Raw genomic sequence first — 15,039 nt, forward strand, 5'->3', positions numbered from 1 at the left:
AATGTCATTCATTCCAATTATATATTCAGTTTTAGCAGTGTTAGGTACTTTGGTTGTTGCTGTGTTTGTAGGGACTCTTCTTCCAGGTTTTGAAAGAAAGTATGTTCAGGCTAGAATTCAGCAAAGAATTGGGCCAAATTTTGCTAGTCCAGGTTTATTTTCAACTATTAAATTCTTTTTCAAGAAAAATTTGAAAATTAATTCACCTGTTCCTAGTTTATATAAGGCTTTACCAGTTGTTTGTTTCATTGCAGTGTTTTTATTGTTTTTAACTTTAACTCCACAAAATTATCAATTTTTAGCTTTTGCTAGTTTGATTGCTATTGTTGGATTTTTAAAGATTGATGAAATTTGTTATGTATTAATGGGTTCTTTGTCTAAGTCTGTTATGTCTGGTAATATGCCTTTCCCAGATCATGCTAAAGGTGGAGCTAGAACTGATACTAATGTTAGTTTTTTAGAAGATATAAGTTCTAATAGATCTTTAAGAATGATTGCTTTTGGTTCTTTTCCATTGTATTTATCTTTATTTGTTCCTGTAGTTTTATCTGGTAGTATTTATCTTAATGATATAGTGACTATGCAACAAATTTCTGGTCCGTTCTTATTTACTGTTCCAGGTTTTATTGGTGCTATAGTATTCTTGATTGGTTATATTATCTTATTAAATGAGTATCCTTTTAATATTGTCCATGCTGAAGCGGATGTTATTCAAGGGCCATATATGGAATTTGCTGCTGATTCAAGAGCTTTTATTTATTTAACTAAAGGATTTTTAATGTTTGCTCTAGCTAGTATTTTTTGTGTACTATTTTTAGGTATTACACCTAATATTCTATCTTGGGGTATTCTTGTTAATATTGTGGTTGCTTTTATTTTCCCAGTTATTGTTGGGATTTTAAGTGCATTCTCTCCAGTATTTACTTTTAGACAATTTTATCCAGTTGTTATTGCTAGCTCTTTACTTGGAGTTTTAGCTATTGTTGTAGGAATGTTTTAATATTTATTATTTTATTTTAGGTGACTTTGAATGAAAATTGTTATGAGACCTTATCATATGTTAAGTCTTGGGGGATATATTGTTGAAACACATTTTCCTTATCGGAATCTTATAATTGTTAATAAAACTGCTGAACCTATTAAAATTGAGGTCCCTGTTTTAGATGAAAGTTGGATTGATGAACATAGGGCTTTAGGTTTAGAAGTTATTCCTGTTAGGGATGAAGATAATTATTTAGCTATGTTTAAAAAAGCACATGCTGATTTAGATAAGTTTATGGAAACAGTGGATATTGACGTTGAGTTAATTTAAATACTTTTTCCATTTTTTTTAATTTTATTTTTTATATTTTTTTATATAATGAATTACATATTATTTTTTATATTATTTTTATATGCTAGTGATTTAAAATGACAGATTTAGCTTTAAGTATTCAAACTTTAGAAAAAAAAGGTGTTCTAGATGATATTACTGAAATTTTTTCTTCACATAATCTGAATATTTCTTATGCTCATATTTATATTGAGAAAAATGATTATGGTTCTATTAATGTGGAATTGGAAAATGTTGAGGATGTTGATGAATTACTTGATGATTTGAATAATTCTCCTTTAGTTAAAAAGGTTGAAGTAAGAGGATCCTTGATGGATGTTTATGGTAAACGTATTTTAATTTTTGGTGGGGGTGCTCAAGTTTCTCAAGTTGCTTTAGGTGCTATTACTGAAGCTGATCGTCATAATATTCGTGGTGAAAGAATTAGTGTGGATACTATTCCTTTAGTTGGTGAAGATAATATCTCTGAAGCTGTAGATGCTTTATCTATTACTCCTAGAGTTAATGCTTTAGTTTTAGCTGGTTCTTTAATGGGTGGTGAAATCACTAAAGCTGTTCGTAGGGTTAAGAAAGAGTTTGGCTTATTAGTTATTAGTCTTAATATGCCTGGTAGCGCTGCTAAAGAAGCAGATTTAATTGTAACTGACCCTATTCAAGCTGGTGTAATGGCTGTTATGGCTGTTGCTAATACTGCTGTTTTTGATGTTGATAAATTAGATAATAAAAAGTACTAATTTTTTTTAATTTTTTTATTCTAAACTAATTTTTCAATCAATTTTTCTTTCCATTAAATAGATTATACCTTAAATTAAAATACTTGTAATCTGATTAATACTATTTTTATCAAAGTTTTCTTTAAGAATTTACAAGCACTAAACTACAATTTCTAATAAATATAACATTACCTACATCAAGCAGAAAAAACTTATAAAAATTTTTTCATAGAATCTTTTTCTGTAATTTCCCGATAAAATTTACAAGGATTACCAAATGCTACACAATTCGGAGGAATATCTTTAATCACAACACTTCCCGCACCAATAACAGCACCCTCTCCAATAGTAACATCACCAACAACAGTACTACTCCCACCAATCCACACATTATCTCCAATATTAATTTTAGTACCATACTCTAAATTAACAATTTTACCATCTTTTTCAAACACTCTCTCAGAAGCTGGAAGAGGATGACTACCCGCAAGTAAACTAACATTAGGAGCAATCATTACTCTATCTCCAATATTTACTTCCCCATCATCTAAGATTGTGAAATTAAAATTAGCATAGAAATCATCTCCAATAAATATGTTTTTCCCATAATTAAATTGGATAGGTCCTTGCATATAGAAATCTTTTCCAATAGAACCTAAAAATTCTTCTAAAATTTCATATCTTCTATCATCATAATCATCTAAAGAATTGTATTCTTGACATAAAATATGAGTCCTATGTCTAATTTCCCCTAAGTCAGGAGTTCTAGGATAATATAATTTTCCTGCAAGTGTTTCTCTATTATTCATAAAAATCACAAAAATTTCCTTTTAAAAACATTTTAAAACTTTCACTGTAATTAGCTAAAAAAATAGGTTTGTTTTGTCAAAAAAATATAAAAAAATAGTAAATAAAAAATTTTTATTCAACAGGACTCTTTTCTAACTTGATAAATTCATCTAAAGCTTCTCTAGTTGTACCTACAACAATACGATACCAAGAGTTTTCACCCTCAGTTGAAACCTTTTCAACTTTTCCACGGGCAATAACTTTTTCACCTTCTAAAACTTCACCAGCATAAGTATGGGTGAAACTAGCAAGGCCAGTAATATTAACATCAACACCATCAATAAGTTCAACATTATCAATATCATAAACTGCAGGATTATCAAAAGATTCTAAAGCATTAGTAATAGTACAAGTAATAGTAGATTTTCCTAATGGTTCAAAAACAGTATCCCCATAATAACCACTAATCTCATCATAATTACGAGTAGCTAAAATATCGAATAAAGTACCATCAATAACTCCCCGATTACTTTTACGATTCTCATACCAACAAAATTCATCTTTACTTAAACTATCATCTTTAATACGTTTATTAAAAACCCGTTGGAAGAAATCATTCCCAATACTATTTAAAGTAACCTTCTTACTTAAATCAGGAATTTCAACTTCTTGATCCTTATTTTTTTTATAAGCTTCAACAGCTTTCCTATGATTTCCAAGACCATAAACAACAAAATCTAAATCAGATGTTCCTTTTTTCTGTAAATTTGGACAAATTGAACCAGAAATTCCTAAATCATCATAACTTATCCCAGCTTCATAATGGAAAAAATCAGATAAATCAATTAATTTATAATATAATTTTTCTTCGTCACTTAAAGAATCAATGTTTTTATCTTTAAATTTAGGAACATATTCTTCTCTAATTTCTTTTAATCTTTCTTCAGGTTTTATAATTTCAGCAACTTTATTTAATGGTACTCCCATCATATCTTCAACTTTAGTTACTTCATCATAAAAAAGATATTCTGGAAAATTTTCTTTTAGATAATTATATGCTCCTTTTGAGTCTACTTTAGAATAATGTTTACCATTTTTTTCACGATCACCCTTAGGATCTGGTATGTATCTTAAAAAACTAATAAAACGGTTAGTAGGATGCACATAATTTGTTGAAGCAAAAAATAGGTCATCTGTAGTGTGTATAAAATCTCTTGTTCTAACTTTCATATCCATTTTTATTTAAGCCCCAAAAATTTTTTTATTCTTAATTAATTATTATATTTAATTTATAATTCTTGTAAGTTAAAAATTTTTACTAATTATGTATATAATATAATATTTTTCTAAAAAAATTTTCTTAAAAAATAAAATTAGATAATATAAAAGCATGTAAAAAAAAATGAAAAAATAAGATTTAAAAAAATGGTTAAAAAAAAATTTAATTGGTGGTTTAAAAAAAAATTTTAAAGTTTTTTTTTAATAAATTAAATAATATTATGTAATAGATAAATACTTTTTTTTTAAGCTAAAATTGGTGCTGTAACTGTAGTTAAATATGCTCTTGGATTATAAGATTTATCTCTTCCAGTAACACCATCATAATCTGCATCACAATAAGAACATGTGAGTTCGCTTTCGTATACTCCTTTAGGATTAATTGTTAATGTGTTATAATGATGACATAAAGGACAGTAATTAACGAAACTTGTTATATACCATTTATAAGCATATCCACTATGACCAACTGAAGGTTTAGCTTTAATTGTTATTGTTGGAAGTTCTTCTTCACTAGAATTTCCAGTAGAACTTTCATTATCAGTATTTGTTTCACTATTGTTTGTTTCTTCTATATTTATAATATTAGAATTTATTGCACTACCATAACGATCAGAATTAAAACTATAAGTTACATTATAATTTCCTGCTGCAAGGTTAATTGCTAATTTAGCAATACCATTAACATCAGTAATAACTTGATATGTTTTACTTAATGCACCTTTACTTAAAGTAATGTTAACTATTTGATTTACTAATGCATTTCCATACATATCTGTTAAATTAACAGTGTAACTTGAACCACTTCCAGTAGTTGTAGCTAAATCATTTCCAGATAAAGTAATTGGTATTTTTACTTTAATAGGACTAGTTCCATTAATTTCAGAGAAACTATAAGTTGAACTATAATTTCCAGGGAAAAGATTTATTTGAAGTCTTGCAACTCCTTCTGTATCAGTAGTTGCCCAGTAAATTTTACTAGCACCATCTGAGAATCTTGTTAAATTAATTGCAACATGTTGTCCAATTATTGGAGTACCATCATCATGGGTTAAGGTTATAGTTAAATTTTCACCTTTTCCATAAGTTGTAGTTAATCCATCTGAAGAAATGGTCATGTTTAATTTTTTAACAGTGTCATTTACAGTGTTTGATAATTTACTTTCATTATCTGCTGTTTGACTTAGAACATTACTGTTTGTTTTGGATTCTATAGTCTGATTACTAATTACTTGGTTTTTCACATTTTCAGAAGATATTTGTGTAATGTTTGAATTTTCACTATTTATATCTCCGGAATCAGTATTTGATAAAATTGTATTTGTATTATTTATATCACTTACATTAGTGGCTGCACATGCACTTAAACTTATAAAGAATAGGCATAGGCTTGCTATGGTTAATGCTTTTCTTTGTAACGAAATTTTTTCACCTCAATTTTGTCACTAAATATTGAATCAAATGTTCTAAAATAAAAAACGATTAAGGATTTCATTTCTTTATTAAATGAAATAGGAAAAAATTTTTCTTTTTTTTTATTTTTTTTTCCAAGAATCTTTTTTTTATTATAATGAAATATTTTAATTTTGAGTATTCACACATATTTTTTTAATTTTTTAATTTTGGTGTGAATGAAAATATTTATGAGAACATAATTCGCATAGTGCGCTTAACTAATCCATTAATATTTTCTACTTATAAACCTTTGTTTTTAAAAATTAAGTATTAATTGGTGTTATTTTACTTAAAACGTTTATAATTGGTGAAAACTTAATTAAATTAACTTTTTTAACTATATTTTACTTAAAATTTTTTTTGATTTACTAAATTTTATGGAAAATTTATTAGATGCTTTGTGACTCTATTATAGTAAATATCAATTATTTATAAGGTAATGGTTTAAATCTTATTAATTTATCCTTTTTTAATTATATTATTATGATTTCTCATGTTTTTATATGGAAATATATTAATTTTATCCTTTTTTAATTTGGATTCATTGGTTAGCATTCTATCAAATTAAATTCTTTTATACTTTTGGAAGTTGTTTTAATTATTTTTTTAATATTAATTTTTTTAATATATTCTAAAGATTATTGTTGGATTGAGGTTTAAAAGAGTGGAAAATTGTTTTTTTTATTTGTTATTAAGATTTTTAAGCAAAGTAAAATTGTACATGAATAATCATGTTAAATACAATTTTTTTATTATTTCATTTTAAGCTAAATTTCTAAATCTAACTAAAAATTGTTAAATCTTAATTTTTAATCTATATTGGTTTTTAATTAAAATTTAAATAATATACTTTTTTAATATATCTTAAAGGGTATTGTACTATTTTTAAGTTATTTTTATCCACTTTTTAATGATTTTTTATTTCGGAAAAATTGGGAAATATTGTAAGCATTGTCTAAAAAAGTACATTTTATTAAAGTATAAATTATTATACTTCATAGAACAGAATTCATTATTATTATATTATAAAAAAAATTTTTAGATGTTGAGGTTATAATGGAAATTACACATAAACATATAGAAAAAAAGTTTGCATATGATGGAAGTCAAATTAATCCTTCATGGGCTTTTAAAACATTTGGTGTTAAAGGATCTTCTATTATTACTTGGAGAGGTGCAATGAATATTACACCCGATAATATGAAAGATTTTGCTGATGTAGGATTAGAGATTAAAGGAAATGAAATGGTTCATTTTATGAGTGAATTTTTTGATATTCAACCAGCTAATATTAGAATGGCTTATATGCGCCAAAGATTATTAGTTCTTATATTTAAAGAAGAATTAGCTAAAATGGGTGTTAAATCTACTCGTGATGGTGATGATATTTTTGTTGATGGTGCTAAATTAACTGTTTCTATTGCTAGTGTATCTATTAGTTCAATGAAAATACATTTTGCTTTTAATATTAAAGATGAGGGAACACCTGATGTTCTTGAAACAATTGGAATTTTTGAACTTAGAAATGAAAATGGTGAATTAGTTTTTAATGAAGATAATTTACTTAATTTTGTAAATAATGTAGTTAATAGTTTTATTAAAGAGTTACAAACTATTGAATTAGATATTAGTAAAACTGATGTTTTATAAAAATTTTAATTTATTTTTGGGAGATGATTTTATGAAGATTTTAATTAATGGGATTAATGCGAATTTAAGATTCTCATCTGCACATTTAATTCCAAGTCATGAAACTTGTGGTTTTATTCATGGACATTCTTATTTTGTGGATGTTGAAATTGAAGGTGAAAGAGCTGGGGAATTTCAATTTGTTGTAGATTTTAAAGATGTTAAAAATTCTTTAAGAAGTATTTGTAAAAGTTTAGATCATAGATTATTAGTTCCAGTTTTTAATAAGCATATTAGTTTTAAAGATGTGCCTGATAATGAAAAAAGTGTTGAAAAACTTCAAAAAGAGAAAAGTTTACAGTTTAAGATAGGTGATAAAGGATATACTATCCCTACTGTTGATTGTGTTTTATTACCTTTACCTACTAGTTCTGCTGAAGATTTAGCTAAATTTTTTGCAGATAAGTTAAGTGATGATCTTAAGGATATGGGTTATGATAATTTATCTTCTCTTTCTGCATGTGTAAATGAAGGTATTGGTCAAGGAGCTTTATATAATAAAGAATTATAATTAAATTTTTTTATTATAATAACCTTTATTAATTTTAAAAATCTAAGATTTAATGGTAGTTTAATTTTTATAAAAAAATTAATACTTAATTATTATATATTAATACAATTTATGTGATTTAAATGGATGCACCAATTATCGAGATATTTTCAAGCATACAAGGAGAAGGACTCTTAATTGGGGAACGACAAATATTTGTACGTTTAGCGGGTTGTAACTTAAACTGCACTTATTGTGACACTAAAAACAGTCAATCTGCTAATGTTGGAACTATGATGTCAGTTAATCAAGTTTTAGAAAAAATTGAAGAATTAAGTACTCCAGATTTAGGTTCTATATCTTATACTGGAGGAGAACCAATGTTACATGCAGATTTTATATCTGAACTCATTAAAAAAACAGAAACAAAATCTTTACTTGAAACAAACGGTACATTACCTAAAGAATTAACTAAACTTGAAGATTTAGATTGGGCATCAATGGATATAAAATTACCTGAACATTTTGATAACACATGGTCTGATAAAATTTTAGAAAATGAAATTTCATTTATAAAATTATTAATAGAACAAGATACAAAATTATATTGTAAGTTAGTTGTACTACCTTCCACAAAAATAAGTACAGTTGAAAAGGTTTTAAAACATATATCAAGTGAAATATCTGGACATATGGAAATACCTTTAATAATACAACCTGCAAGTCCCTTAGAATTATGGGAAGGTAACACAGATAAACTATTCCAGTTTTCTGAGGTTGCAGGGAAATATATGAAGGTGTACACTATCCCACAAATCCATAAATTTCTAAATATAGAATAGTTTGAATAAGGAAAATAGAAAATAAAATAATAATTCAATTTTTTTTATTTAAACAAGAACCCAAAATTATTAACCCTTGAGGTGTGAAATGATGAAAGATAACAAATCAACTATAAAAAATCCAATGAGTCGTGGAGATTCATTTGAACATAAAAAAGATGCTGTAAAAGAAAAAAATAGTAAAGATGGAGATATTATGGCTCTAGCTAAAAAAGATGTAATATCAATCCCTCCAACTATGTCTATTCAAAAAGCATCTGAATTAATGATTGCTCATGGATTTAGACGATTACCAATAACTGACCCCGGTTCTGGAAAAATTTTAGGAATAGTTACAGCAATGGATATTTTAGATTTCCTCGGTGGAGGAAGTAAATTTAATATTATTGAAAAGAAACACAATGATAACTTTTTAGCAGCAATTAATGATCCTATAAGATCCATCATGACATCTAATGTTGTTACAATGAGTCATAAAGATTCTGTAACTGAAGCTGTTAAAGTAATGTTAGATCATAAAATAGGTTCTATACCTGTTCTTGATGATGAAGAAAAAATTGTAGGAATCATTACTGAAAGAGATTTCGCATTATCTATGGCAGGTCTTTTAACTGATGAAATAGTTCAAGATGTTATGATAACTGATGTGTTAACAACAACACCTGGAACTCCAATTGAAAGTTCTACTAAAATAATGGTTAGAAACAATTTAAGAAGAATCCCTGTAGTATCAGGTGATAAATTAGTAGGAATTATTACTTCCACAGATATTCTAAGATTCTTAGGTGATAAAGAAATGTTTTCAAACATGACTTCTAATAGTGGTTTAGATGTATTAAACATGAAAATCAGTGAAATCATGCAACCAAACATATCAATTATTGAACCTTTAACTCGTTTAGGTGATTTATGCGATTTATTCAAAGAAAAGAATATTGGTGGTGCTCCTGTAGTTAAAGATGATAAATTAGTAGGAATTATCACTGAAAGAGATATTTTAAACACTATATTAAAAGATTAAATATACATATAATTTATAAAAAATTTTTAAATTATAATATAAACCTTAAATTTTTATTTAGAAGGAGTAATCTATAATGCAAATTAAAAATTTAATGTCTGAAAATCCAATAACAATTGATAAAAATAAGAATATATGTGATTGTTTAAGAATCATGTATAAAGATGATTTATCAAGAATTCCTGTAATAAAATCTGTAGAAGGAAATAAAAAAGAACTTGTTGGAATAATTTCAGAAAAAGATATAGCTAATAAATTAGGTTCATCCAAATATGCGGATGTAGCTATTTCTCATTTTCATGTATCTACAGTAATGGTTAAAGATGTTATTACTGTAGATGAAAATGCAGATTCAAATGAAGTTGCAAATATTTTACATGAAAATAATATTGGGGCATTACCTGTAATGAGTGATGATGAATTAGTAGGTATTGTAACTAAATCTGATTTCATTAATCTTTGTAAAGGTAAACCATTTGAAAAAATTTCAGTTAAAGATGCAATGACTCGTGATATAATATCTGTTGCAATTAATGATCGTTTAGTTCATGCAAGAAGAGTTATAATGGACTCTGGAATTGGTCGTTTACTTGTTAGTGAAGAACATGAACTTGCAGGTATAATTACTAGTAAGGATATTGCTAAGGCTTATGTTTCATTCAAAAAACATACGCCTGAAAAACATCATCAAGCACAACTTAAAAACTTAGTTGTTGAAGATGTAATGAGTACTAATATCCAAAAAGTATATGAAAACGATTCTATTTCTGAAGTAGCAGAAAAAATGTTAGAAACTGGATTTAATGGATACCCAGTTTCTAATGAGGATAATGATGTAGTGGGTATTATAACCCAGTCTGATTTATTAAAGATACTTATAGACTTAGAATCTCAATAGATAAAACACATAAAAATCTATTATAAAAAAAATTTTTTCATATAAAAAGGGGAATTTTTCCCCTTAAAAAAATTTTTTAAAAAATAAATACTATTTTAAACTACTTTTTTTATTATAATATATTTCTAAGAAAAAATGATTTTTCATATTTTTATACTTAAAAAATCATAAATTTAATTAAAATTAATATAATTCTTAATTTACATAATTATATATTCACTATATTTTTTCAAAGAAAAATTAATAATTTAATTTATAAAGGAATGAAATTTTTTGCAAAATAAAGTATCGTTTTTAGGACCTAATGGAACTTTTACTCATGAAGCAGCATCAACAATCAGTGAAAATTTAATCAGTTACTGTAGTATACAATCAGTAATGGAATCAGTTGTTAATGGTGAGTGTGATAAAGGAGTAGTTCCAATAGAAAATTCAATTGAAGGATCAGTAACACTAACATTAGACTTATTAGTTCATAAATTTAATTTAATGATTGAAAATGAAATCATAATACCTATCAATCATAATCTCCTGGTAAATGATGGTGTTCGGATTGAAGATATAAGTGATGTTTACTCTCATTCACAAGCATTAGCACAATGTCAACCATTTCTTGAAAAATTAAATGTGAAAAAACATTTCACATTATCAACAGCAGCTGCAGCTAAAAAGGTTGAAGGGCATAAGAATTATGCAGCTATAGGAACTTTAACTTCTGGGAAATTATATAATTTAAAACCTTTAGTTTCTAATGTTCAAGATAATGATACAAATCAAACTAGATTCATAATTTTATCAAAAAAAGATCATATTCCAACAGGGCATGATAAAACTTCAATTGTTTTCTCATTATATGATGATGCAAGTTCTGGAGCTTTATATAAAGTTTTAAAAATATTTTCTAATAAAAATATTAACTTATCAAAAATTGAGTCTCGTCCTTCAAAAGAAGGATTAGGAAGTTATATTTTCTTTATTGATTTAGAAGGGCATAGAAATGATAAGAGTATTTCTGAAATATTAAGTGAAGTAAAAGAGAAAACTTCATTCTTTAAAATTTTAGGATCTTATCCTATTTATTAAAACTATTTTTTCACTTTTTTTAAGAAATTTTTTTTAGTTAATTATATTAAATATAAAGTACAAATTTATTTAGTATAATGGAAAATTATTTAAATGAATTTTGTTTTGAAAATTAATAAAATTCTATATTATAAAGATAAATTTTTAATGTTTTTTATTTCAAAAAAAAAATTATTATTATAAAAAAAAATGGGGAGGGAAAAAGGTCATGAATCAAGATAAAGAAAAATTATTAATGATTTTAAATAATCTTGAACAAGATTATCGTTCTGGTAATATTTCTCAAGAAAAATATGATTATTTATCTGAACAGTATAATCGTAAACTTGAAGCTATTAGTGTTTCAGAAAGAATAAGAACTATGCAAGGTAGACCAAATGATGATTCCTCAACCAATTCATTACAAGAATCTATTGATAAAGATAATGAAGAAGATCAAGAATTAATTGAAAAGTTTATTGTTAAAACTAATAAACCTAAGAAAAAGAGTAAGCCTTTAGGTAATGGTGCTATAATTGCTATTGCTACTTTATGTTTAATAGTTGCTTTTGGAACTGGTATTGGTTTTGGAGTTTTCAATTTTGATTTTAATGGTAACGCAGTGTCTATGTTTGGACAAGCTTCTATATCTGATTCTGCTTTCCCTGTGGTGGTTGCAAACACTACCCCGAATACTACTAATATAACTAGTACTTCTGATAATTATAATCAAAGTAGTTATATAAGTTCAGATACTAGTGATTCTGATAGTAGTTCATCATCTTCTGATACAACAGATTCTGGTAGTACTGATTCTGGTTCTAGTGATTCAGGTAGTTCTGATTCAGGAGGTTCTGACTCTGGTGGATCAAGTTCTGGTGGTTCCGGTTCTAGTTCTGGTGGATCAAGTTCTGGTGGTTCTACTGGATAAAAAATTAATTTCTAAATTTTTTAAGGATAAAAAATTTTTTTTATCATAATTTTAAATTTTTAGGAAAATCATGTGTATGTGTATTTTAGAAAATGAGGGATTATTTTTTTTTAATGATTTAAGAAGATTAATGGTGACAATTATATGAAAAAATATTATTATTTTATAGGAATTTTAGTAGTGTTACTTGTTATATCTGTATCTGGTTGTATAGGGGATAATTCAAACAATACTAATTCAACTAGGGTTCAATCTTTAACAGAGAATAATGTAACATTAGAATTCCCTTCTACTTGGATTCAAGCAGATGCTCAGGATAATGCATCTGTTCTTGCTGTTGCAGATCCAAATTCTAAAGATCAACAAGGTTTTAGTGATACTAATGTTAATGTTGAAAAGAAAGCTGTTTCTTCTTCATTAGAAACTGATTTTAATTCAACTTATACTCAGTTATCAAAAAATTCAGATTACCAAATTTTATCTCAAGGTAATGTTACTGCAGGATCATATACAGGTTTAGAATCAATTTACACTTCTAATGTTAATGGTACTACAAAGATGCACAAAGCGGTTTGGATTGAAAATGGGGATAATGTTTATGTAATTTTATGTAGTGCTCCTCAAAATAAATTTGATTCTCAAGCTAGTATTTTTGATTTTATTATAAGTAATTTTAAGTTTAGCTAAAATTAGTTTTAACTTTTAAAATTTTACTTTTTTTATTTTTTTTAATAATGAATTAATGGTGGTTATTTTTTTATGGATATTGTATTATGTGTAACAGGTAGTGTTGCAGCTACTGAATCTATTAAGTTAGCTAGAGAATTTAAACGTCAAGGACATAATGTTAAATGTTTCATGACTCAAGAAGCTACTAAAATTATTCATCCTAATGCGATGGAGTTTGCAAGTCGTGAAGGTGTTGTTTTAGATTTAACTGGTGATATTGAACATGTTAAGTATGCTCAAGCTGATTTAATTCTTGTGGCTCCTGCTACTGCTAATACTATTAGTAAATTCGCTTGTAAGATTGCAGATAATGCTGTTAGTACTTTACTTATCACAGCTTTTGGACATAATACTCCAATTGTGTTTGTTCCTTCTATGCATGATTCTATGTATGATGCTGTTTATCCTAATATTCTTAAATTAAAATCTGAAGGAATTAAATTTGTTAATCCTCGTATGGATGAAGGTAAAGCTAAATTCCCTTCTGTTGAAGATATTGTTTTAGAATCTCTTAGAACGGTTAATTTAGATCGTTTTAATAAAGGTGAAGATTCAAATAATATTGCAGGTAAAAAGGTTTTAATTAGTCTTGGTGGTACTTACGAAGCTATTGATCCTATTCGAGGTATAACTAATCGTTCTTCTGGTAAGATGGGTTTAGAATTAGCTAAACAAGCTTATATTCGTGGTGCTGATTTAAGTCTTTTAATGGCTCATGTTACAGTAAACATTCCTAAAGTATTTAATGTTATTTACACTGAAAGCAGTGAACTCATGAATAGTACTACTATTAAACTTGTACCTGATTTTGATATTTTCATAGCTACTGCAGCAGTTTCAGATTTCGCACCTATTAAAGAGGAAAACTTTAAAATTTCTTCTGATTTTAATTTAACTCTTGATTTTAAACCTTTAAATAAAATTATTAAACATATTAAAGAAGTTAATCCTAATATCTTTTTAGTTGGTTTTAAAGCGGAGTATAATGTTTCTGAGGAGAAAATGATTGAATGTGCTCATAATCAAATTGATTTTGCAGGTACTGATTTAGTTGTTGCAAATGATGTTGGTCGTGAAGGTTGTGAATTTGGTTCTGATAATAATGAAGTTATTCTTGTCAATGATAATATTTTAAAATTAGCATTTTCATCTAAAAAAGATTTAAGTATTCTTATCTTCAATGAGATTAATCGTTTAATTTAAAAAAATTTTTTATTATTTTTATATACTTTCTAGTTTTTTAAATATATTGTAGATTATTATTTTTCAGGGCTTATCTAAATTTTTTAAATGATTTTTTTAGCTTTTAATTAATATTTTTTTTCAATATCTTATTTTTATTATCCTAGTGTTTTTATACTATTTTTAAACCCTAAAAAGTAATACTTTTTTACTTATTATCCATTATTTTTTAATACTTATGAATCTTAAGTAAAAATATGGAATATCTAAAAAAATCATGTAATTAAATTATTTAAAATTAGTATTTTTAAAAAAGAAGCTTAATCCCTCGGAACTTACCAATGTGGAGTGTTTTTTTTGAGTGAACTTTTCCAGAGAGATTAATCTGAACTTTTTAAATATTGCATTAGCATTTATAATTTTATTATTTCATAGTATATAAAGGTGCTATTAGTAATACTTTTTTAAGGTTTTTATCGTAATAACTAACTCCCATACTAAGGCTTTAAAACACTTTAAAATAATAGAAAAACCATAAAAAAATACAAACAATTTCACACCTTATGGAATAAAAAATCTATAAGATATTATATAATAAGATCTAATATAATTTTTAAAAAAAAATTT

Annotated in this window: 15 protein-coding genes; 12 read left to right on the forward strand and 3 right to left on the reverse strand. The window is 26.1% G+C overall.

Annotated elements, in window-relative coordinates; translation table 11 throughout:
* The first annotated feature begins 1 nt into the window (after position 1).
* The 3 genes from ACA135_RS00730 to ACA135_RS00740 all read left to right on the forward strand — a co-directional run bounded on the left by ACA135_RS00730 (position 2) and on the right by ACA135_RS00740 (position 2,067).
* Positions 2–1,000: a respiratory chain complex I subunit 1 family protein gene (locus ACA135_RS00730; RefSeq protein WP_409198405.1), complete on the forward strand. Its 999-nt coding sequence runs from the start codon at positions 2–4 to the stop codon at positions 998–1,000.
* Positions 1,001–1,030: 30 nt separating this feature from the next.
* Positions 1,031–1,312, forward strand: a complete 282-nt coding sequence (locus ACA135_RS00735; protein WP_409198406.1) for an energy-converting hydrogenase B subunit P — start codon at positions 1,031–1,033, stop codon at positions 1,310–1,312.
* A gap of 98 nt (positions 1,313–1,410) precedes the next feature.
* Positions 1,411–2,067: a DUF5612 domain-containing protein gene (locus ACA135_RS00740; RefSeq protein WP_409198407.1), complete on the forward strand. Its 657-nt coding sequence runs from the start codon at positions 1,411–1,413 to the stop codon at positions 2,065–2,067.
* A 191-nt stretch (positions 2,068–2,258) separates the two neighbouring features.
* Here the strand turns inward: ACA135_RS00740 and ACA135_RS00745 are convergent, their stop codons facing one another.
* From ACA135_RS00745 to ACA135_RS00755, 3 genes are all read right to left on the reverse strand, one after another.
* Complete coding sequence (locus ACA135_RS00745; RefSeq protein ID WP_409198408.1) at positions 2,259–2,855, reverse strand: sugar O-acetyltransferase; 597 nt, start codon at positions 2,853–2,855, stop codon at positions 2,259–2,261.
* A gap of 112 nt (positions 2,856–2,967) precedes the next feature.
* A complete protein-coding gene (locus tag ACA135_RS00750) occupies positions 2,968–4,065 on the reverse strand; it encodes a DNA polymerase subunit beta (protein ID WP_409199057.1) in 1,098 nt (365 codons plus the stop codon).
* 293 nt (positions 4,066–4,358) lie between these two features.
* The gene (locus tag ACA135_RS00755; RefSeq protein ID WP_409198409.1) at positions 4,359–5,357 is read right to left on the reverse strand and encodes an Ig-like domain-containing protein; all 999 of its coding nucleotides are present in this window, start codon (positions 5,355–5,357) and stop codon (positions 4,359–4,361) included.
* Positions 5,358–6,624: 1,267 nt separating this feature from the next.
* Here ACA135_RS00755 and ACA135_RS00760 point away from each other — a divergent pair.
* The 9 genes from ACA135_RS00760 (at position 6,625) to coaBC (ending at position 14,433) form a co-directional block, all read left to right on the forward strand.
* On the forward strand, positions 6,625–7,218 hold the full coding sequence (locus ACA135_RS00760; protein WP_409198410.1) for a DUF366 family protein: 594 nt from the start codon (positions 6,625–6,627) through the stop codon (positions 7,216–7,218).
* 31 nt (positions 7,219–7,249) lie between these two features.
* Positions 7,250–7,768, forward strand: a complete 519-nt coding sequence (locus tag ACA135_RS00765) for a 6-carboxytetrahydropterin synthase (protein ID WP_409198411.1) — start codon at positions 7,250–7,252, stop codon at positions 7,766–7,768.
* 122 nt (positions 7,769–7,890) lie between these two features.
* A complete protein-coding gene (locus tag ACA135_RS00770) occupies positions 7,891–8,589 on the forward strand; it encodes a 7-carboxy-7-deazaguanine synthase QueE (RefSeq protein WP_409198412.1) in 699 nt (232 codons plus the stop codon).
* 91 nt (positions 8,590–8,680) lie between these two features.
* Complete coding sequence (locus ACA135_RS00775; protein ID WP_409198413.1) at positions 8,681–9,610, forward strand: CBS domain-containing protein; 930 nt, start codon at positions 8,681–8,683, stop codon at positions 9,608–9,610.
* Between the two features lie 76 nt (positions 9,611–9,686).
* Positions 9,687–10,508: a CBS domain-containing protein gene (locus ACA135_RS00780; protein WP_409198414.1), complete on the forward strand. Its 822-nt coding sequence runs from the start codon at positions 9,687–9,689 to the stop codon at positions 10,506–10,508.
* A gap of 273 nt (positions 10,509–10,781) precedes the next feature.
* The gene (gene pheA / locus ACA135_RS00785; RefSeq protein ID WP_409198415.1) at positions 10,782–11,591 is read left to right on the forward strand and encodes a prephenate dehydratase; all 810 of its coding nucleotides are present in this window, start codon (positions 10,782–10,784) and stop codon (positions 11,589–11,591) included.
* 208 nt (positions 11,592–11,799) lie between these two features.
* The gene (locus ACA135_RS00790; protein WP_409198416.1) at positions 11,800–12,501 is read left to right on the forward strand and encodes a hypothetical protein; all 702 of its coding nucleotides are present in this window, start codon (positions 11,800–11,802) and stop codon (positions 12,499–12,501) included.
* Positions 12,502–12,645: 144 nt separating this feature from the next.
* Positions 12,646–13,188, forward strand: coding sequence for a hypothetical protein (locus ACA135_RS00795; RefSeq protein WP_409198417.1), 543 nt, complete (start codon positions 12,646–12,648; stop codon positions 13,186–13,188).
* 72 nt (positions 13,189–13,260) lie between these two features.
* A complete protein-coding gene (gene coaBC / locus ACA135_RS00800; protein WP_409198418.1) occupies positions 13,261–14,433 on the forward strand; it encodes a bifunctional phosphopantothenoylcysteine decarboxylase/phosphopantothenate--cysteine ligase CoaBC in 1,173 nt (390 codons plus the stop codon).
* Positions 14,434–15,039 lie beyond the last annotated feature (606 nt).

Source organism: Methanobrevibacter acididurans (assembly GCF_046197875.1).
GTDB classification, from domain to species: domain Archaea; phylum Methanobacteriota; class Methanobacteria; order Methanobacteriales; family Methanobacteriaceae; genus Methanobrevibacter_A; species Methanobrevibacter_A acididurans.